This is a genomic window from Mesorhizobium oxytropidicola, from assembly GCF_056174625.1.
This window is the reverse complement of the sequence record NZ_CM149692.1, coordinates 1,680,198-1,699,420: the sequence shown is the minus strand read 5'-3', so window position 1 is coordinate 1,699,420 and position 19,223 is coordinate 1,680,198. Positions and strand designations below refer to the sequence as shown.

At 64.0% G+C, this 19,223-nt stretch carries 14 protein-coding genes and 2 pseudogenes; 10 read left to right on the top strand and 6 right to left on the bottom strand.

All coding sequences use genetic code 11. From position 1 onward, the window contains the following. Positions 1-195 precede the first annotated feature (195 nt). On the bottom strand, positions 196-984 hold the full coding sequence (locus AC0V8S_RS08515; protein WP_183463643.1) for a 3-hydroxybutyrate dehydrogenase: 789 nt from the start codon (positions 982-984) through the stop codon (positions 196-198). A gap of 276 nt (positions 985-1,260) precedes the next feature. On the opposite strand from AC0V8S_RS08515, the gene AC0V8S_RS08510 reads away from it, so the two are divergent. The 3 genes from AC0V8S_RS08510 (at position 1,261) to AC0V8S_RS08500 (ending at position 4,395) form a co-directional block, all read left to right on the top strand. Next, entirely contained in the window at positions 1,261-2,049 is a 789-nt protein-coding gene (locus AC0V8S_RS08510) for an acetoacetate decarboxylase (RefSeq protein ID WP_140891486.1), read from the top strand. Beyond that, positions 2,042-3,202 (top strand): patatin-like phospholipase family protein, encoded by a 1,161-nt coding sequence (locus AC0V8S_RS08505; protein WP_183463645.1) that lies wholly within the window; start codon positions 2,042-2,044, stop codon positions 3,200-3,202. The genes AC0V8S_RS08510 and AC0V8S_RS08505 overlap by 8 nt, the downstream gene beginning before the upstream one ends. A gap of 347 nt (positions 3,203-3,549) precedes the next feature. Beyond that, positions 3,550-4,395 (top strand): MFS transporter, encoded by an 846-nt coding sequence (locus AC0V8S_RS08500; protein WP_183463647.1) that lies wholly within the window; start codon positions 3,550-3,552, stop codon positions 4,393-4,395. 166 nt (positions 4,396-4,561) lie between these two features. Here AC0V8S_RS08500 and AC0V8S_RS08495 read toward each other — a convergent pair whose 3' ends face one another. Then, positions 4,562-6,172 (bottom strand): inorganic phosphate transporter, encoded by a 1,611-nt coding sequence (locus tag AC0V8S_RS08495; protein ID WP_475437416.1) that lies wholly within the window; start codon positions 6,170-6,172, stop codon positions 4,562-4,564. Between the two features lie 107 nt (positions 6,173-6,279). After that, positions 6,280-7,494 (bottom strand): ROK family protein, encoded by a 1,215-nt coding sequence (locus tag AC0V8S_RS08490; RefSeq protein WP_475437415.1) that lies wholly within the window; start codon positions 7,492-7,494, stop codon positions 6,280-6,282. A 219-nt stretch (positions 7,495-7,713) separates the two neighbouring features. Between AC0V8S_RS08490 and AC0V8S_RS08485 the strand changes: the two genes are divergently transcribed. The 6 genes and pseudogenes from AC0V8S_RS08485 to AC0V8S_RS08460 all read left to right on the top strand — a co-directional run. Beyond that, complete coding sequence (locus AC0V8S_RS08485) at positions 7,714-8,952, top strand: extracellular solute-binding protein (RefSeq protein WP_475437414.1); 1,239 nt, start codon at positions 7,714-7,716, stop codon at positions 8,950-8,952. Between the two features lie 78 nt (positions 8,953-9,030). Next, positions 9,031-9,915 carry a carbohydrate ABC transporter permease gene (locus AC0V8S_RS08480; RefSeq protein ID WP_475437413.1) on the top strand — a complete coding sequence of 295 codons (885 nt, stop codon included), beginning with the start codon at positions 9,031-9,033 and terminating at the stop codon, positions 9,913-9,915. Next, positions 9,915-10,760 carry a carbohydrate ABC transporter permease gene (locus tag AC0V8S_RS08475; RefSeq protein ID WP_183463656.1) on the top strand — a complete coding sequence of 282 codons (846 nt, stop codon included), beginning with the start codon at positions 9,915-9,917 and terminating at the stop codon, positions 10,758-10,760. The genes AC0V8S_RS08480 and AC0V8S_RS08475 overlap by 1 nt, the downstream gene beginning before the upstream one ends. Continuing rightward, on the top strand, positions 10,757-11,779 hold the full coding sequence (locus AC0V8S_RS08470) for an SIS domain-containing protein (protein ID WP_475437412.1): 1,023 nt from the start codon (positions 10,757-10,759) through the stop codon (positions 11,777-11,779). Before AC0V8S_RS08475 ends, AC0V8S_RS08470 begins: the two co-directional genes overlap by 4 nt. Next, positions 11,779-12,716 (top strand): annotated as a pseudogene (locus AC0V8S_RS08465) (PfkB family carbohydrate kinase). Before AC0V8S_RS08470 ends, AC0V8S_RS08465 begins: the two are co-directional and overlap by 1 nt. Then, a pseudogene (locus tag AC0V8S_RS08460) lies at positions 12,703-13,779 on the top strand (ABC transporter ATP-binding protein); the annotation flags it as partial. The pseudogenes AC0V8S_RS08465 and AC0V8S_RS08460, both read left to right, overlap by 14 nt. Before the next feature lie 52 nt (positions 13,780-13,831). On the opposite strand, the gene AC0V8S_RS08455 reads toward AC0V8S_RS08460, so the two are convergent. Together AC0V8S_RS08455 and AC0V8S_RS08450 are read right to left on the bottom strand one after the other, a co-directional pair. Beyond that, complete coding sequence (locus AC0V8S_RS08455) at positions 13,832-14,839, bottom strand: amino acid ABC transporter substrate-binding protein (protein ID WP_475437411.1); 1,008 nt, start codon at positions 14,837-14,839, stop codon at positions 13,832-13,834. A gap of 122 nt (positions 14,840-14,961) precedes the next feature. Further along, entirely contained in the window at positions 14,962-18,018 is a 3,057-nt protein-coding gene (locus tag AC0V8S_RS08450; protein WP_475437410.1) for an aminotransferase class III-fold pyridoxal phosphate-dependent enzyme, read from the bottom strand. A 131-nt stretch (positions 18,019-18,149) separates the two neighbouring features. Here AC0V8S_RS08450 and AC0V8S_RS08445 point away from each other — a divergent pair, with 131 nt between their 5' ends. Continuing rightward, positions 18,150-18,590 carry an Lrp/AsnC family transcriptional regulator gene (locus AC0V8S_RS08445; RefSeq protein ID WP_475437409.1) on the top strand — a complete coding sequence of 147 codons (441 nt, stop codon included), beginning with the start codon at positions 18,150-18,152 and terminating at the stop codon, positions 18,588-18,590. 32 nt (positions 18,591-18,622) lie between these two features. Here AC0V8S_RS08445 and AC0V8S_RS08440 read toward each other — a convergent pair whose 3' ends face one another. Continuing rightward, a complete protein-coding gene (locus AC0V8S_RS08440; protein WP_183463669.1) occupies positions 18,623-19,156 on the bottom strand; it encodes a TetR/AcrR family transcriptional regulator in 534 nt (177 codons plus the stop codon). Positions 19,157-19,223 lie beyond the last annotated feature (67 nt).

The window sequence follows — 19,223 nt, the reverse complement described above, 5'->3', positions numbered from 1 at the left end:
CTAGGTAACGGCTTGATGACGGTTGAGGGGAAAGCGCCTCCCTCCCCCCTTGTCATCAGCCGGTCTGCGACGCGGCAGGCGGCGGTGAAAACCTCCCGATCTTTCCGCTGCCGCCACCACGATACAATGGATCGGGCGGCGATAGGGAAAGCATGTTTGCGAGGTACTGGGAGGAAAAAGGCCGGAACGTGCGCCTTACTGGGCCGTCCAGCCGCCGTCCATCGGCAAGGTCGTTCCGGTGATTTGCTTGGCCGCGTCCGAGCACAGGAACAGCGTCAGCGCCGCAAGTTCCTCGACGGTGACGAATTCCTTCGTCGGCTGTGCTGCGAGCAGCACGTCGTGCTTGACCTGCTCTTCGGTCATGCCGCGCGCCTTCATCGTGTCGGGGATCTGCTTCTCGACCAGCGGCGTCCAGACATAGCCAGGCGCGATGGCGTTGACGGTGATGCCGTCCTGCGCGACTTCCAGTGCCACCGTCTTGGTCAACCCGGCAATGCCGTGCTTGGCCGAGACATAGGCCGACTTGAACGGCGAGGCGACCAGCGCATGCGCCGAGGCCGTGTTGATGATGCGGCCCCATTTGCGTGCCTTCATGCCGGGCACCACCGCCTTGATGGCATAGAAGGCCGCCAGAAGATTGATGCGGATGATGGCTTCCCACTTGTCGTCGGGAAACTCCTCGATCGGCGCGACATGCTGGATGCCGGCATTGTTGACCAGGATGTCGAGGCTGCCGAACGCCGCCTCGGCGTCATGCACCATGGCGCTGACCGCCGCACCATCCATCATGTTGGCGTCGGAGTAGCGGCACTTGACGCCGAAATCCTTCTCGATGCCCGAGCGCTCCTGCTCGATGGCGACCGGGTCGCCGAGACCATTGATGGTGACATTGGCGCCCTCGGCGGCGAAGGCGCGGGCGATGGCCAGGCCGATACCGCTGGTCGAGCCGGTGACGAGGGCATTCTTCGAAGACAGGGAACCCATGGTGATCTCGCGAGAGGTGGGAGGGGAATGAGAGGATACAATTGTGCGTCGCAACATGACAATGACAGAGCCATGTGTCGATGCGATTACAGCCAGACGACAGCCCCGGCATGGCTCTCGACCGCTGCGAAACCATGGTCGTCAGGCTGACACGGCATTGTCATGGTGCCGTGCAACATAATTGCTTGCGCATTCGCGCGGTCATTCCTGAACGAAATTCGCCAGACAAAACTTGGCTTGGCAAAACTTCGCCTGACAAAACCTTGGGGGTGCAGCTTGGAAATCGCCGATGTCGTGAAGCGCGCCTATGCGATGCCGCTGACCAATCCGTCTTTCCCGCCCGGGCCCTATCGTTTCTTCGATCGCGAATACATCATCATCACCTACCGCACGACGCGCGAGGCGCTCGAAGCCGTCGTGCCGGCGCCGCTGGAGATCGACGAGCCGCTGGTCAAGTATGAATTCATCCGCATGCCTGATTCCACGGGCTTCGGCGACTACACCGAGACCGGCCAGGTCATCCCGGTGAAGTACAAGGGCCAGCATGGCGGCTACGTCCATTCGATGTATCTCGACGACGATGCGCCGATCGCCGGCGGCCGCGAGTTGTGGGGATTTCCCAAGAAGCTGGCCAACCCCAAGATCGTCCATGAAGGCGAGGTGATCGTCGGCACGCTGCACTATGGCAGCGTTCTGTGCGCCACCGGCACGATGGGCTACAAGCACCGGGAAGCCGATCATGATTCCGTGCTCGCAGCACTCGCCGCTCCCAATTTCCTGATCAAGATCATCCCGCATGTCGACGGCACGCCGCGCATCTGCGAACTCGTGCGCTATTACCTCACCGACATCACGCTGAAGGAAGCCTGGACGGCGCCTGCGGCGCTTGATCTCAGGCCCCACGTCATGGCCGACGTGGCGAAGCTGCCGGTGCTCGACATCGTATCCGCCGTCCACTTCAAGGCCGATCTGACGCTTGGGTTGGGTGAGGTCGTCCACGATTATCTTGCCGATCACAGCCGGCTCGCAACCAGCACAACCCAGCCGGAGAAAATTCGTGCTTGAACGCCACCGAAACAAGGAAGCCGCCGCGACGATCGCGGAAATCTCGGCGCAATATGACCGCATCGCTTTGGTGTTCCAGGGCGGCGGCGCGCTCGGCGCCTATCAGGCCGGCGTCTATCAGGCGCTGGCCGAGGCCGGCTGCGAGCCGAGCTGGCTGTCCGGCGTGTCGATCGGCGCCATCAATGCCTCGATCATCGCCGGCAATGAACCCAGCCGCCGACTGCAGCGGCTCGAACAGTTCTGGCAGACCATCTCGGGCCGCAAGATCTGGTCGTACACGCCTGAAGGCGACATTTACCGCGACATCCGCAACCGCACCTCGTCGTGGATGACGATGACCATGGGCCAGCCCGGCTTCTTCAAGCCACGCAACCCCAATCCCTGGTTCGAGCCGCAGGGCGCCGAGGGTGCGACCAGCTTCTACGACACCGCTGAACTGAAAGACACGCTGGAGAGCCTCATCGACTTCGACGTGCTCAACGACGGCAAGAAACGGCTGAGTGTCGGCGCGGTCAACGTGCGGACAGGCAATTTCGTCTATTTCGACACCGACAAGGTGCGCATCGGACCCGAGCACATCATGGCCAGCGGCGCGCTGCCGCCGGCCTTTCCATCGGTGCGCATCGAAGGCGAGTATTACTGGGATGGCGGCATCGTCTCCAACACGCCGCTGCAATATCTGCTTGACCAGGACGAGGACCGTTCGTCGCTGGTGTTCCAGGTCGACCTGTTCAGCGCTCGCGGCGTGCTGCCGCGCAGCATGCCGGACGTGCTGTCGCGCCACAAGGACATCATGTATTCCAGCCGCACGCGCCAGAACACCGACAATTTCAAGCGCATCCATGGCCTGAAGATGCGCCTGCTCGATGCGTTGAAGCGCGTGCCGAAGGAGCAACTGACGCCGGCGGAAGAAGCGCTGATCGCCGACTATTCCGATGCCGGCATCGTCAACATCGTGCACCTCATCTACCAGCACAAAGGCTATGAGGGGCATGCCAAGGACTACGAATTCTCCGGCACCTCGATGCGCGAGCATTGGGAGACCGGCCTGGAAGACACGCAGCGCACCTTGCGCCATCGCAAGTGGCTGACGATGCCGACCAATGTCGATGGCGTTGCCATCCACGATCTGCACCGCGAAGACCCGACCTGACATTTGCGTCCAGGACAAGCGGAGCAATCTACAAAGCGGACTTCGCCCGCGAACGGATTCCTTCGCCGGTTGGTCAAACCGACACTGCAGCATCGTGCCTATCACGAGCGCTGCCCAGACATGCGGAACAGGGATGCGATCCGTCTGGCCGTCACCATGAGTTCTGCGGCAGTTCGGCGAAACTACGGTGCAAACGCATCGGCACTCCCTCACGCCGTCGAGCAAGCTCCGCCGGATTGTGAAGTCCTTCTTCACAGCCTATCAACATTGTCGCGAATATTAGCTCGCTGAAAGCAGGTGTACATCTGAGCGCAGGCAAATGCGCTAGGCTTAGTGGAGTACCGCTGATGACCGTCGAAGCTGTTTCACCTGCTATCGTTTCATCGCGTGACGCCTGGCGCGGCCTGCTCTGGTTTGCGCCGCTCACCTCGCTTTGGCTCCTGGTGATCTACAGATGGCCAGCGATCCCGGCCACTGGCGTTCCGACCACGGCCCACCAGCTCGCAGCCCACGGGCTCATCGCGCTGGGATTATGGCTCGGCCTCGAACACACGAGCCTGACGCCAGCTCAACGCCGCACGACCTGGCTGGCGATCATGATCCCGGACACGCTGTGGCTCGCCTTCGCCTGGAGCGCCGCGATCAACGGCGTCTTTCACGCCGGCACTGTGTCTTTTCCGGTATTGCCATCGGCGATCTTCCTACCGGTGATCATCGGGGCGCCGCTCTTGCTGCTCTCGAAGCGGATCGGGCTAGTGCTCGATGCCATGCCAGCGAGCTGGCTCGTCATGCTTCAGCTTTACCGCGTATTCGGCACGTGGGCTATCGCGGCCTGGCTGCGCGGTGCGCTGCCCGGCGCGTTCGCAGCGCCGGCAGGCATCGGCGACATGCTGACCGGATTGTTCGCGTTGCCGGCTGCGATGGCAGTGGCGACCGGGACAGACAAAGGCCGGAGGGCGGCAACTCTCTGGAACATCCTCGGGCTTGCCGACTTCGCCGTTGCGATCACCATGGGCATAATCACCTCGCCCGGCCCATGGCAGTTGATTGTCCCCGATGTGCAGAGCATCGGCGCAGGCGATTATCCGGGTGTGCTGACCCCTGCTTTCGTGGTGCCAAGCTCGATCATGCTACACATATTGTCGCTACGCCAGCTGCGCCGCCGTAACAGGGCGGAAGTTGCGCGGCGGTAGGAGTGAGCCTCGGCTGGAGCCTGCCAACGATTCCATCGAAAGCTGAACCGTTCGAAGCAGCGCCCGTTTGGGAAGGCACACGATCTGACTTTTCATTGGTCTTCGCAGGATAGGCCGACAAAGAGAAACGGCGCCGCAGGTGGCGCCGTTCCTTTGAGGGTTCCGCTCAGAACACCTGGCGGAAGATGATGAACAGCGTGAAGGCCAGCGCGATCGAGCATGGCAGGGTCAGCACCCAGGCCAGCAACAGGTTGCGCACTGTCGACCATTGTAGGCCCGAGCCGTTGGCGGCCATCGTTCCGGCGACACCCGACGACAGCACATGGGTGGTCGACACCGGCAGGCCGAGCCGGTCGGCCATGCCGATGGTTACCATCGCCACCAGTTCGGCCGCCGCGCCCTGGCCATAGGTCAGATGGCTCTTGCCGATCTTCTCGCCGACGGTCACGACGATGCGTTTCCAGCCGACCATGGTGCCGAGGCCCAACGCCAGCGCAACCGCGACCTTCACCCAGATCGGAATGAACTTCGTCGCATTGTCGACGGCCTTGTGGTAGTCGGTGACCGCCTTCAGGTCGGCGTCCTGCATCGGCAGCAGCTTCTTCTTGTCGATCAGCTTGAGCGCCTCGCCGATCAGGTAGATGTCGTTGCGGGCGTTGCTGACCAGATCGGTCGGCACGTTGTCGACGGATGCGTAGGGCTGCAGCGAAGCGGTGGTGTTGTGGATGTAGGTCTGCAGCGCAACCGTCGTCTGGTCGCTCCAGGTCCGGGTGCGCACGGCATCCTGGACGGCTGCCTTGGCAGCCTTGGCATCCGCGACGGTGACTCCGGGCTTGGCATATTTGCCCAGCGCGGTCTCGACGTTGACCGAAGCCGCCTTGTAGGCCTCGAGATAGTTGATGTCGGGCGTACGGTTCAGCGCATAGGCCGTCGGCACGACGCCGATCAGGATCAGCATGATCAGGCCCATGCCTTTCTGCCCGTCATTGGAGCCATGCGCGAAGCTGACACCGGTGCAGGTGAAGATCAGCAGGCCGCGGATCCACCATGGCGGCGGCGTGTTGCCTTTTGGCGCCTCGTAGAGCGCCGGATTGCGCACCAGAAGCTTCATTGCATAGAGCAGGATCGCCGCGGCGAAGAAGCCGATGATCGGCGATACCAAGAGGGTGATGCCGACATTGGTCGCCTGCGACCAGTCAACGCCGCTGGTGGCGCTGCCGGCCGGAGCCATGAACTGGTTGGCGAGGCCGACGCCGATGATCGAGCCGACCATTGTGTGTGAGCTCGAGGCCGGCAGGCCGAGGAACCAGGTGCCGAGGTTCCACAGGATGGCGGCGACCAGCAGCGCGAACACCATGGCAAAGCCGGAGGAGGAGCCGACCTGCAGGATCAGCTCGACCGGCAGCAGCGACAGGATGCCGAAGGCGACCGCACCGCTGGAGGTGAGAACGCCGAGGAAATTGAAGGCGCCGGACCACATGACGGCAAATTCGGCCGGCAGGGAGCGCGTGTAAATGACGGTCGCCACCGCATTGGCGGTGTCATGGAAACCATTGACGAATTCGAAGCCGAGCGCGATCAGCAGGGCGATGCCGAGCAGGATCCACGGCACGGTCTTGGCCACCGCCAGATCCTGGCTCAGCGCGTAGCCGACATAGACCACGCCGACCAGCACCAGCACGCCGAAGGCCGGCAAGAACCACTTGGCGCTGCCCGAACTATCCAGCGGATGATCCGGTCTCGGAATGCCCGCCTCACTGGAAATTATGTCCACCATGTCCCACTCCTATTGCATTGCAGCAAAGAACTGGGAAAGACGCTATGTCCGGTCGATGAACCCTGTGTGACGCCAGAAAGGCCTTTGCCCTCGGCGCCCGCTCTCCCTCATCCAGCACCGGGACTTGTCTTCAGGATCGCCGAGAACAGCGGATCGAAGGCACGGCTGATCGGTGCCGCGGCCGCACCAAGCGCGATCGACCAGGGATCGGTGGTGCCAAGCTGAAGGCGAGGCAGCATCCTTCCGGGCCGGTCGGCGATCGATGGTAGCAACGGGTGCATCGCCTCGACCAGCCGGCGCGCCAGCGCTTCCGGCGCGCCGCTTGTCAGGATGACGGTCTGCGGGTCGAAGATCGTTTCGATGAGATGCACGCTCCAGCGCAGATCATGCGCCGCACCATCGATCCAGACCATCATCCTGGGGTTCTCGGCCAACACCAGGGCGTTCATCTGTTCGTAGATATCGCTGTCCGCCGGGTTGAGGCCGAGATGCTGGTAGAGCGAGGCCAGCGAGGCGCGATGCTCGAGCGGCGTCGAGCCGGGGCCGGCCGGCGCCAGCAGCGCCATGCCGATTTCGCCGGCATTGCCATGGCCGCCGCTGTAGAGCTCGCCATTGAGGATCAGTCCGGCGCCGATGCCGTAACCGACATAAAGGCAGACCGCGTGGTCGACGCCGTGCGCGGCGCCGACGATGCGCTCCGCCGTGGCGCAGGCCGCGGCGTCATTCTGCAGGCCGACATTCAGCCCCGTGCCTTTGGCCAGCGTCTCCAGCAGCGGAAATTTCTGCCAGGCCGGCATCATCCATTTGTCGTCGGAATCCTTCAGGCCGAAAGGACCGGGCATAGCGACGCCGAGACCGACCAGCCGTTTTTCCGACTGGGCCGAAATGCCGGCCAGGTCGCGGCGGACACCTGCGATCAGCTCGAGGATGATCTCGACGCCCTTCGACGGCTCATCGAAAGGCAGGTTCGCCTCGGCCCGCGCCAGCACGCTGCCCATCAGGTCGACGGCGACCGCGCGCGTCAGATGGCGGTCGATATGCAGGCCGATGGCGAAGGCGCCTTCTGGCACCAGCCTGTAGGGGGTCGACGGTTGCCCCCTGCCCTTGCGCACCGCATCGAGCGCGACGACCAGGCCGTCGCTTTCGAGATCCTCGATGATGTTGGAGACCGCCTGCTTGGTGAGCTGCGTCGCCCGCGCCAGATCGGCGCGTGACAGGGCGCCGTTGAGGCGCAGCGCCTCGATCATGACCCGGCGGTTGTGCGCGCTGGTGCCTTCCTGGTTGGTGCCGCTTTTGGCGCGGATCGGGCTGATGTCATCCACCGGCGTTTCCCCTCTTGACACCATTAGAATATTGATCGACTAATTAAGTCAAGCGAGTTGACTTAATGCAAACCGAATGCCCCAAAACAAGATGGCAAAGGCCCCCAGCCTGTCGCCACTGGGCAGCCGGGTAACCATCAGGTCACGCGACATGGATCCGGGAAGACGATGCGACACGCCCGTATCGCCAGCCCGTAACACCGGAAATGGGAGAAGAAGATGCTTAAGACAATCACCAAGGCACTGGTCGGCGCGGTCTTCGCCGGAGGACTGCTCGTCCCTCACGCTTTCGCCGAGACGACGCTCAACGCGCTTTTCATGGCCCAGGCCGCCTACAGCGAGGCGGACGTGCGCGCCATGACGGACGCCTTCACCAAGGCCAACCCGGACGTCAAGGTCAATCTCGAATTCGTCCCCTATGAAGGCCTGCACGACAAGACGGTGCTGGCTCAGGGTTCGGGCGGCGGCTACGACGTCGTGCTGTTCGACGTCATCTGGCCGGCCGAGTACGCCACCAACAAGGTGCTGGTCGACGTCTCGTCGAAGATCACCGACGATATGAAGAAGGGCGTGCTGCCCGGCGCCTGGACCACCGTCCAGTATGACGGCAAGTACTATGGCATGCCCTGGATCCTCGACACCAAATACCTGTTCTACAACAAGGAAATCCTGGAAAAGGCCGGCATCAAGGCACCGCCCAAGACCTGGGAAGAGCTTGGCGCACAGGCCAAGATCATCCAGGACAAGGGCCTGCTGAAGACGCCGATCGCCTGGAGCTGGTCGCAGGCCGAAGCCGCGATCTGCGACTACACCACGCTGGTCAGCGCCTATGGCGGCGACTTCCTCAAGGACGGCAAGCCGGACTTCCAGAATGGCGGCGGCCTTTCGGCGCTGAAATACATGGTCGACAGCTACAAGTCCGGCCTCACCAACCCGAATTCCAAGGAATTCCTGGAAGAGGACGTGCGCAAGGTCTTTGAGAACGGCGACGCCGCCTTCGCGCTGAACTGGACCTACATGTACAACATGGCCAACGATCCGAAGGACTCGAAGGTCGTGGGCAAGGTCGGCGTCGTGCCGGCACCCGGCGTCACCGGCATCAGCGACGTGTCGGCCGTCAACGGCTCGATGGGCCTTGGCGTGACCGCGGTCTCCAAGCATCCGGACGAAGCCTGGAAGTACATCGCCTTCATGACCTCGCAGGCGACGCAGAACCAGTATGCCAAGCTCTCGCTGCCGATCTGGGCCTCGTCCTATGACGACCCGGCCGTCACCAAGGGCCAGGAGGAGCTGATCGCCGCTGCCAAGCTCGGCCTGGCCGCCATGTATCCGCGTCCGACCACACCGAAGTACCAGGAGCTGTCGACCGCGCTGCAGCAGGCGATCCAGGAATCGCTGCTCGGTCAGTCTTCGCCGGAAGACGCCTTGAACACCGCTGCGAAGAACAGCGGCCTCTAAGGCATTTTTCTCCAGTTACGGGCGGCCTTGTGCCGCCCGTGCTATGTCTGAAATCATGAATGAAGAGAGGCTGCTCCGATGTCGGGCACCTGGATGACGACCCGTGCCTGGCTCTTGATGCTGCCGCTGCTCGTGGTCATGGTCGCCGTCATCGGCTGGCCGCTGGTCGATACGGTCAACTTGTCCTTCACCGACGCCAAGCTGGTCGGCACCGGCGGCAATTACGTCGGCTTCGACAATTACACCAACATGCTGTCGAGCTCGAACTTTTCGCGCACGCTGGTGACCACGACACTGTTCGCGGTCATTTCCGTTGCCGCCGAAATGGTGATCGGCGTTCTCGCCGCCCTTCTGCTCAATCAGCAGTTCCACGGCCGCGCCGTCCTGCGCGCCCTGATGATATTGCCCTGGGCGCTGCCGACCGTGGTCAACGCCACGCTGTGGCGGCTGATCTACAATCCCGAATATGGCGCGCTGAACGCCGCCTTGACGCAGGTCAATCTCATCGACGCCTACCGCTCCTGGCTGGGTGAACCCGGCACTGCGCTGGCGGCGCTGATCGTCGCCGACTGCTGGAAGAACTTTCCGCTGGTGGCGCTGATCGCGCTCGCCGCCTTGCAGGCGGTGCCGCGCGACATCACCGCCGCCTCGCTTGTCGATGGCGCGGGACCATTCAACCGCTTCCGCTTCGTCATCCTGCCCTATCTCGCCGGCCCGCTGATGGTGGCGCTGGTGCTGCGCACCATCGAGGCCTTCAAGGTCTTCGACATCATCTGGGTGATGACCCGCGGCGGTCCGGCCAACAGCACCCGCACGCTGTCGATCCTCGTCTACCAGGAGGCCTTCTCCTTCCAGCGCGCCGGCTCCGGCGCATCGCTGGCGCTGATCGTCACCTTGCTCGTCACCGTGCTCGCCATCGCCTATGCGGCACTGGTGAGGAAAACCGCCGGGAGTGCCGCCTGATGGAACGCAGGAGCCCCGCCTTCACAATCTTCGTCTATGCCTGCGCGGTGCTGCTTGCCGCCATCATCCTGGCACCCATCGCCTGGCTGTTCATCATGAGCATTTCGCCGGCCGCCGACCTTGCCGCCAAGCCGCTGCGCTGGTGGCCGCAGGCAGCCGACTTCTCCCGCTACCAGACATTGCTGTCGACCGCCGAGAACAGCGCCGGCGCCGCCTTCACCTCGTCGCTGCGCAACAGCCTGGAGATCGCCGGCATGGCGACGCTGGCGGCCCTCGCTCTGGCAATCCCCGCCGGCTGGGCGGTGTCGCGCACGCCGGCGATCGGCTGGTCGCTGTCGATGGTCATCGCCACCTACATGCTGCCGCCGGTGGCGCTCGCCGTGCCACTTTATATGGGCCTGTCGCATCTTGGCCTGCTCAACAACGTCTTCGGCCTAGCGCTGGTCTATTTGACCATCTTGGCGCCCTTCACCACCTGGCTGATGAAATCCGGTTTTGACTCGATCCCGCGCGAGATCGAGGCGGCGGCGATGATCGACGGCGCCGGCCTGTTCCAGACCCTGCGCATCATCACGCTGCCGCTGGCGGCACCGGTGATGGCGACATCGGCGCTGTTTGCCGTGCTGCTCGCCTGGGACGAATTCTTCTACGCGCTGCTGTTCACCTCCGACCAGCGCGCAAAAACCTTGACCGTCGCCATCGCCGATTTGGCCGGCGGTCGTGTTTCCGACTACGGGCTGATCGCCACCGCCGGCGTGCTGGCCGCCTTGCCGCCGGTGCTGATCGGCCTGGTCATGCAGCGCGCGCTGATCTCGGGCCTGACCAGCGGCGGTGTGAAAGGATGACGATGACTGCAACAAAAATTCGGCCCGCCGGGCTGGTCGCCATCGACCGCGAAATGGCGCGCCAGCACGCGGATGCGCGTGCGTCGTTCGAGAACAACGCTGCCATGGCGGCAAACGTTGCCGACTCGATCAGGAAGACAGGCCGTTTGCTGCTGCTCGGCATGGGCGGTTCGCACGCGGTCGGGCGCGCCGTCGAGCCGCTCTACCGCGCGCTCGGCGTCGATGCGCTGGCCCTGCCGCTCTCCGAACAGCTCGGCCAACCGGTGCCGCTCGGCGGTAAGACGGTGCTCGTCACCTCGCAGTCCGGCGAGAGCGCCGAGGTCGTCAGATGGTTTGCGGAGGCCGGCAGCGCTGTCGAGGTTTTCGGCCTGACCCTCGAAAGCGGTTCTTTCCTCGCCCGCACCGCGCCTTGCCTGGTCGGCGCCGGCGGCACCGAACTGGCCTTCGCCGCCACCCGCAGCCTGACCGTGACCTTCGCCTTGCATCTGGCCATCCTGGCCGCACTCGGCGAAGACCCAAGTGCCGCTCTCGGCGCACTGGACCGGCCGCAGGACAGCGACATCACGCAGGCACTCGCCGCGTTGGAAAAGGTGACGAGCATCGTCACCTCGGGGCGCCGGCTGCAAGGTGTCGCCGAGGCGCTGGCGCTTGGTCTTACCGAACTGTCCCGGCTGCCCTGCTTCGCGCTCGAAGGCGGCCAGTTGCGGCATGGACCGATGGAGATGCTCGGGCCGAAGGTCGGCGTCATCCTGTTTCGCGGTAACGACCCGACCGCGGAACTGGTGACGGCCATGGCGCTTTCCGTTGTCGAGGCCGGCGCACCGCTCATCATCTTCGACGCCTCCGGGCAACCGCCCGTCGCGGGCCCTGTCACGCTCTCCTTCAAGCCGGCTTCCGGTCTTGCAGCGGTCTTCGCCATGCTGCCGGTGGCGCAGCGCCTGATGATCGCCTTTGCCGATGCCCGCGTCGACAATGCCGGCACGCCTGTGCGCTCCACCAAGATCACCAGGAGCGAGTGATGCGTCCGCTTGCGGTGATCGGCAACGTCAATGTCGACCTGATCGTCGGTCCGGTTGCGCCATGGCCAAAGGCGGGACGGAAACCGTCGTCGACCATGACGAATTGCGCGTCGGCGGCCAGGCCGGCAACAGCGCGCTCGCCTGGCAAGCACTGGGCGTCGACTTCGCTATCGCCGCCAATGTCGGCGACGACCAGTTCGGCCAATGGCTTCGCGAGGCGTTCGGCAGCCGTGCCGAGACATGGCCGGTCCGCTCCGAAGGCACGACGCTGTCTGTCGGCATGACTCACCCGGATGGCGAACGGACCTTCTTCACCACGCGCGGCCACCTGCCGCGCTTCAGCCTCGCCGATGTCTTGTCCGTCCTCGATGGCAACGCGCTCTCCGGCGGTTACGCGCTGTTGTGCGGCTCTTTCCTGACCGACGACCTCACCCGCGATTACGATGGGTTCTTCGACTGGGCGGACAGCCACGGCATCGCCGTGGCGCTCGACACCGGCTGGCCGATCGACGGCTGGACCGAGGCCAATTGCGTCGCCACGCGCGCATGGCTTTCGCGCTGCGCGTTGGCGCTGTTCAACGAAGTCGAGACGGTAACCCTGGCGGGAATGCCAAGCCCGCAGCAGGCCGCGCGCGAGATCCGATCCAGCATGCGGCAAGGCGCAACCTTTGTCGTCAAGCGCGGCCCGCGAGGCGCGATCGCCATCGGTCCGGATGGGGCACTCGTCGAAGCCGTGGCGCCCGATGTCCGCGTCGTCGACACGATTGGCGCCGGCGATGTCTTCAACGCCGCCTTCCTCGCCGCCCTCGCCCAGGAACAACCGCTGTCCGCTTGCCTTTCCGCCGCGACGCATGTCGCCTCGCGCGCCATTTCCACTCTGCCCCGCAACTATGGCGGGCCGATGCAGTTCAAGGGGTCCACGCATGAGCGCGCTTGAAATCCGCAACATCCGCAAGAACTACGGCAGTGTCGAAACGCTGAAAGGCATCGACATCGCGCTGCAGAGCGGCGAGTTCCTGGTGTTGCTCGGTTCCTCAGGCTGCGGAAAGTCGACGCTTCTCAACATCATCGCGGGGCTCGCCGAAGCGACGAGCGGCGACGTGCTGATCGGCGGCCGTTCGATCCTGGGCGTCCATCCCAAGAACCGCGACATCGCCATGGTCTTCCAGTCCTACGCGCTCTATCCGAACCTGACCGTGCGCCGCAACATCGGCTTCGGCCTGGAGATGCGCGGCGTTGCAGCCGACGAGCGCGAAAAGGCGGTGGCCGAGGCGGCAAGACTGCTGCAGATCGAAGCCCTGCTCGACCGCAAGCCGAGCCAGCTTTCCGGCGGCCAGCGCCAGCGCGTCGCCATCGGCAGGGCGCTGGTGCGCAAGCCCCAGGTTTTTCTCTTCGACGAACCGCTCTCCAACCTCGACGCCAAGCTACGCCTGGAAATGCGCACCGAGCTGAAGCGGCTGCACCAGATGCTGCAGACCACCGTGGTCTACGTCACCCACGACCAGATCGAGGCGATGACGCTGGCGACACGCATCGCGGTCATGCGCGACGGCAGGATCGAACAGCTTGGCACGCCGGAGGAGATCTACAATGAACCGGCGACGCTCTATGTCGCCGGCTTTGTCGGCGCGCCGTCGATGAACATGCTGCAGGCCAGCATCACCGACGGCAAGCTGGCCATTGCCGAGTCCGATGTGCGGATCCCCTTGCCGGCGCGCTATGCGAATGCGGCGCGTGAGGGCGCACGGCTGGTCGTCGGCATCAGGCCCGAAGCGCTGCGCGTGGCGACCGCCCCGACGGATTTGTCATTGCCCGTGGAGATCGAAGTCGTCGAACTGACCGGCCCCGAACTGGTCACCACAGCCCGCATCGGCGCGCAGCGGCTGACGGCCTGCCTGCCGCCAAGGTCGCAACTCGCCAAGGGCGAAAAGCGCAGCCTCACCTTCGATGAGACAGCGCTTCGCTTGTCGACCCGTCGACAGGCAAGGCCCTGCCGACGGTTTAAGAAAGGCCGCACACGCCTGAAGACATGCGCGGCTTGGACTTTGGATGTCAGCGCGCCGGCGGTGCGTACATCAGGCCGCCGGCGTTCCACAGCGCGTTGATGCCGCGGGCGATTTTCAGCTGGCTGGACTGGCCGAGATTGCGCTCGAACATCTCGCCATAATTGCCGACCTTGGCAACGATGTTGTAGGCAAAGGCAGGGTCGAGCCCGATCTGCTTGCCATTGTCGCCCTCGACACCAAGGAACCGGCGGATCGTCGGATTTTGCGATTTCAGCGAGGCTTCCGCATTGGCCTGGGTGATGCCTTCCTCTTCCGCCTCGATCAGCGAGAACAGCGTCCAGCGCACGATGTCGAACCACTTGTCGTCGCTCTTGCGAACGGCCGGGCCGAGCGGCTCCTTCGAGATGATTTCCGGCAGCACCGTGAAGGCGGCAGGATCGGTCAGCTTCAGGCGCTGCGCATAGAGCGCCGAGGCGTCGGTGGTGTAGACGTCGCAGCGGCCGCTGTCGAACGCCTTGATGATGCTGTCGGCGGAATCGATGACCACCGCCTCGTATTTCATCTGGTGGGCGGTGAAATAGTCGGCGACATTCTGCTCGGTGGTGGTGCCTTGTTCCGCGCAGACCGTGGCGCCTGAGAGCTTGAGCGCACTGTCGACGCTGAGGTCCTTGCGCACCATGAAGCCCTGGCCGTCATAATAGGCGGCGCCGACGAAGTGGATGCCCATGCCAGTGTCGCGCGACAAGGTCCAGGTCGACTGCCGCGACAGGATGTCGACGGTGCCGGCCTGCAGCGCGGTGAAGCGCTCCTTGGTCGACAGCGGCACATAGCTCACCTTGTCGGGGTCGCCGAAAACGGCGGCCGAAACCGCGCGGCAGAAATCGATGTCGAAGCCGCTCCATTTGCCCTGGTCGTCCGGCGCCGAAAAGCCCGCCACGCCCTGGCTGACGCCGCAGATGATCGAGCCCCTCTGTTTGACGATGTCGAATGTGTCCGCCTTCGCCGGCATCGTGGCCGATGCGAGCAAGAGCGCGGTGATCAATGCATGTCTCATGGTTTCCTCCCTTGATGAGGCAAAGCCTCTCCTGCTGCCGGCGCGTGACGCGCCGGACGTTCCCAAAAATCGTTGTTCCTGAATTCTGCTCACGCACCGCCAGGGCGGTGCGCAGATATGTCCTAAGCCCCTTCCGCCAGAACCGCCGCCAGCGTCTCGTCGAGAACGCCGACCAGATGATCGGCGTTGGCCCGGCTGAAGATCATCGGCGGGCGCATCTTCAGCACATTGTCATGCGGCCCCTCGGTGCCGATCAGCACGCCGCGTGCCCTCACCCCGTCATCGATGCGGCGGGCAAGCGCGGTCGCCGGCGCCTTGCTCTTGCGGTCCTCGACCAGTTCGATACCGAGGAAGAGGCCCTGGCCGCGCACATCACCGATGATGTCGTAGCGGTCCTGCAAAGCCTTGAACCGCGCCATGAGATAGCTACCGATCTCCAGGGCATTGCGCCTGAGCCCGTCACGCTCGATGACATCGAGCACCGCGAGCCCGGCGGCGCAGGACACCGGATTGCCGCCAAACGTGTTGAAATACTCCATGCCGTTGTTGAACGAGGCTGATATCTCTGATGTCGTCACCACGGCCGCCATCGGATGGCCGTTGCCGATCGGCTTGCCCATGGTGACGATGTCGGGCGTCACCCCCTGGGCTTCGAAGGCCCACCAATGGCTACCGACACGGCCGAAGCCGACCTGCACCTCGTCAGCCGCGCAAATGCCACCGGCGGCGCGCACCATGGCGTAGACTTCCGCGAGATAGCCCTCCGGCAGGAACACCTGGCCGGCGACGCTGGGGATCGATTCCGCCAGGAACAGGCCGGGGGCGCGGCCTTGTCTGGCCATATCGGCGATCTGCTCGGCGACGCTTTCGGCAAACCTTTTTGCATGTTCGTCGACCGGCCATTCGGCCGGAGCATGGTAGCTGTCGGGAATGGTCGCCTCGAACACATGCGCCGGGCGCCCCTTGCCGCCCTTGCGCTTGTATTTATAGGGGCTGAGATCGATCAGTTCCTGCGTCGTGCCGTGATAGGCCCAGTCGAGCACGATCGCCTCGCTGCGGCCGGTATGGGTCCGTGCCATGCGCAGCATCAGGCTGTTGGCCTCGCTGCCCGAGCAGGCAAAGGACGCCACCGACAGGCCGGCAGGCAGCGTCGCCGTCAGCCGCTCCGCATAGGTGACGATCGCGTCGTGCAAATAGCGGGTGTTGGTGTTGAGCTTTGCAGCCTGGCCCGCGATCGCCTCGACCACATCGCGATGGGCATGGCCGAGGTGGCAGACATTGTTGAAGCAGTCGAGATAGGCGCGGCCGCGATCGTCGATCAGCCAGACGCCCTCGCCACGCACGAACTTGATCGGCTCGGAGTAGGAAATGGAGAGATTGGGCAGCAGCGACGCCTTGCGCGCGGCGACGATTTCAGGACGGGACCGGCCGCTTTGGCGGAAGGTCTCGGGTGGAATGCCGGCGAGATCAGCGGCATCCGGAAACAGTTCCTTCCACACGGCGAGATAACGTTCCTCGCCGACCCCGAGAATGTCGCGGGCGGCAAGGCTCGTATCCGTCGATATCTGGAAATGCAGATGCGGCGCCCAGCCGCCATTCTCGACTGGTGTGCCCATCTCGCCGACAAGCGCGCCAGCCTCCAGATAATCGCCGGCCTTCAGCCGACGCCCGGCCTCATGCGCCATATGTCCCCACAAAGTCACGAAGGGCGGACAGCCCTGCGGTCTATGCTCCAGCGCCACCAGGCAGCCATAGCCGAGCGGATCTTCCTCGATCTCGACGCTTCTGACGGTGGCGGCCAGCGGTGTGTAAAGCCGCGTCCCCGCCGGCATGAAAAGGTCGAGGCCGAGATGATTGGCGCGCCGCGCGCCTTCGACGAAACGCGACTGGAAGATGTCGCTGGTGTAGACCGTGCGCGCTTCGCCCCATGGGCCGATGCCGAGTGCAATGCCATGCTCGGCGCAATAGGCGTCCCACCAGGCGGTGGCCTTTTCGGGCTGCTGCGCGGCCGATGTCACCGTCATCGGATTGTGCGGATCGCCGTAAGGCACGAGCGCCTTGGCAAGCGTCGCCGGATGACGGTTGAGGATTGGCGCGAGCTGTGCGCGGTTTGCCGCGATCCAGCCTGTCACGGCGCGCGCTCCGGGAGCGGCTTCGAAGCCGCAGGCATGGCGCAGGATTGCCGTCGCGAAGCGCCGGTTCATTCTGTCCAGACGACGCAGCAATCGCCAGGCCGGCGCTTCCGAGATCGAAAGATACGGATTGTCGGCGGTACGGTCCCTGCGTGCGGCCGACAGGGTGACCGAGGTGACGAGCCGCATCGCGATGAGGTCGAAGAGCAGGTCGAGCTCTTCCTCCCGCAACGGATATTCCGCATGGAAGCCGGCGGCCAACCGTGCGGCGGCGCCGATCGGATCCTCGGCATCGAGGATGGCATAGGCGCAGGCGACGGCAACCTCGGCGATCAGCACACTATGCAAAGCATCGCCAAAATCGATCAGCCCGGTGACACGCTCGGGCCTTTCGGGATCGACGAGCACATTCCAGTCATTGGCGTCGTTGTGGATCACCTGCGCCCGCAAGGACGGCAGCCGGGGGGCCACCACGGCATCGAAATGATCGAGGAACCGCTCCAGCAAGGCACGGTCCTGTTCGTCATCAATGTGGTGGAGGCGTTGCCGCGCGGCACCTGCCTGGCGGATGTCCCAGTCGAACGTGCGCAACGCGCCCGGATGAATGAAGCCCTGCAGGGCTCGATCCAGCCGGCCGAGCGCGCCGCCCAGGCTTTCGAGCAGCGCCGGCGTGGTCGGGCTCTCGGCCAGCGGTCGGCCGGGCAGCCACGACACAAGGCGCACGGCATGATCCTCGCCGCCAGGCCCCTTGGCATGGGCGAGCGAAGCGCCCTGCACCGTCTTCCTCAGACGCGGCACGGCCATATCCGGGCTGTTGCGCGCGAGGTGATCGAACAATGCCGTCTGGAATTCGCTCTCGACGAGCGGTTCGCTGGCGTTGACGATTTTCAGGATCCACAGCGAATGGTCGGGGGCGGTCAGCTTGAAATTCCGGTCGCGCTCGCTGTCGAGCGGGGCGACGCTGCCGGAAATCCCGAAGTGCCGCGTTGCGATATCAACCGCCTCGTTCTGCGAGACTTGAGGCGCTGGGTGTGAAACGTTGGTCATCGGGATTCCAGATCTGCTTTGTCTGAGCTTGGCATGGGTCAAAAAATCGGGCATCCGGCAAAGCGTCGGTTGCGCCGGCACAATGACTGCATTGGCCGGCACATTAACGGAGCCGCTTGGAGCGTGACGTCATGAAAGAACTGGACGCCAAGGACCGGGACATCCTCGCCATTCTGTCGAAGGAAGCCCGCATCCCGCTGAAGACGCTTGCCGGGCGCATCGGCCTGTCGCGCAGCGCGACGAGCGAGCGGGTGGCTTCGTTGGAAAAGAGCGGCGTCATCAGAGGTTACCGGGCCGATATTGGTCAAATGGACGCCGGGCTTGTCTGCGCTTTCCTGCTGGTCACGCTGATCCGCACGCCGTCGATCGGCATTCTCGACCAGTTGGCGCGCCATCCGGAGGTCCGGCGCGTGTCGTCGGTGAGTGGCCAGCTCGATCTCATCGTCGAGGTCGAGGTGCCGTCGATCGACAGGCTCAACACGGTGCGCGACCTCATTGCCACGCTCGGCGGCGTCGAGGACCTGACAACCGCGATCGTCCTGCGCCGGGATATCGAGCGCGCCGCGGGTTGAATGCCCGCAACAACGGTCATTCTTGGCGCCGCCTATTTGGCGATCTCCAGCAGGGACGAGACCAGCAGCTCGCGCTCGTCCTTCGACATCACCTCGGAATCGAAGAGGTTCATGCTGCGCAGCCCCTCGATGGCGAGATAACAGACCAGCAGCGATTTGAGGTCTTTCGTGTCGCCTTTCAGCCGTTCGAAAAGCTGTCGCTTGAACGTCTTTATCGGCGTCATGAAATCGGGATCCTCGGCAATCGCCGAAAAGATCCAGGACGCCGAGGGCTGCTTTTCCTCGCAATCATTGGCCGACAGTTTGATGTAGACGGCGAGCGGATTTTTGCCATCGTCGCTGCTGTTGGCGGATTCCAGCGCTTGCTCGAAATCGCGCAGATAGCCCTCGACCAGACCCTGCATCAATTTGGCCTTGGTCGGGAAATTGTAGAGCAGCCCGCCCTTCGACACACCGGCGCGGCTGGCCACCGCTTCCAGCGACAGGCTGCCGGGTCCGGACTCCCGGGCGACATCAGCCGCTGCGGCGAGAATTTTCTCGCGCGAATTCGGACGTTGGGCTCTCATGGCGCCTCCCTTCGCAAGCTTAGGCCCAATTGACAAGACCGTCCAGACGGTACAGTAAAGCCGCCAT

What these genes read in the sequence shown, in the direction of transcription:
- AC0V8S_RS08470 (WP_475437412.1), top strand. Translation starts at nt 10,757, where the DNA reads ATGACGATGACTGCAACAAAAATTCGGCCCGCCGGGCTGGTCGCCATC.
- AC0V8S_RS08455 (WP_475437411.1), bottom strand. Translation starts at nt 14,839, where the DNA reads ATGAGACATGCATTGATCACCGCGCTCTTGCTCGCATCGGCCACGATG.
- AC0V8S_RS08495 (WP_475437416.1), bottom strand. Translation starts at nt 6,172, where the DNA reads ATGGTGGACATAATTTCCAGTGAGGCGGGCATTCCGAGACCGGATCAT.
- AC0V8S_RS08485 (WP_475437414.1), top strand. Translation starts at nt 7,714, where the DNA reads ATGCTTAAGACAATCACCAAGGCACTGGTCGGCGCGGTCTTCGCCGGA.
- AC0V8S_RS08450 (WP_475437410.1), bottom strand. Translation starts at nt 18,018, where the DNA reads ATGACCAACGTTTCACACCCAGCGCCTCAAGTCTCGCAGAACGAGGCG.
- AC0V8S_RS08440 (WP_183463669.1), bottom strand. Translation starts at nt 19,156, where the DNA reads ATGAGAGCCCAACGTCCGAATTCGCGCGAGAAAATTCTCGCCGCAGCG.
- AC0V8S_RS08475 (WP_183463656.1), top strand. Translation starts at nt 9,915, where the DNA reads ATGGAACGCAGGAGCCCCGCCTTCACAATCTTCGTCTATGCCTGCGCG.
- AC0V8S_RS08515 (WP_183463643.1), bottom strand. Translation starts at nt 984, where the DNA reads ATGGGTTCCCTGTCTTCGAAGAATGCCCTCGTCACCGGCTCGACCAGC.
- AC0V8S_RS08500 (WP_183463647.1), top strand. Translation starts at nt 3,550, where the DNA reads ATGACCGTCGAAGCTGTTTCACCTGCTATCGTTTCATCGCGTGACGCC.
- AC0V8S_RS08445 (WP_475437409.1), top strand. Translation starts at nt 18,150, where the DNA reads ATGAAAGAACTGGACGCCAAGGACCGGGACATCCTCGCCATTCTGTCG.
- AC0V8S_RS08480 (WP_475437413.1), top strand. Translation starts at nt 9,031, where the DNA reads ATGTCGGGCACCTGGATGACGACCCGTGCCTGGCTCTTGATGCTGCCG.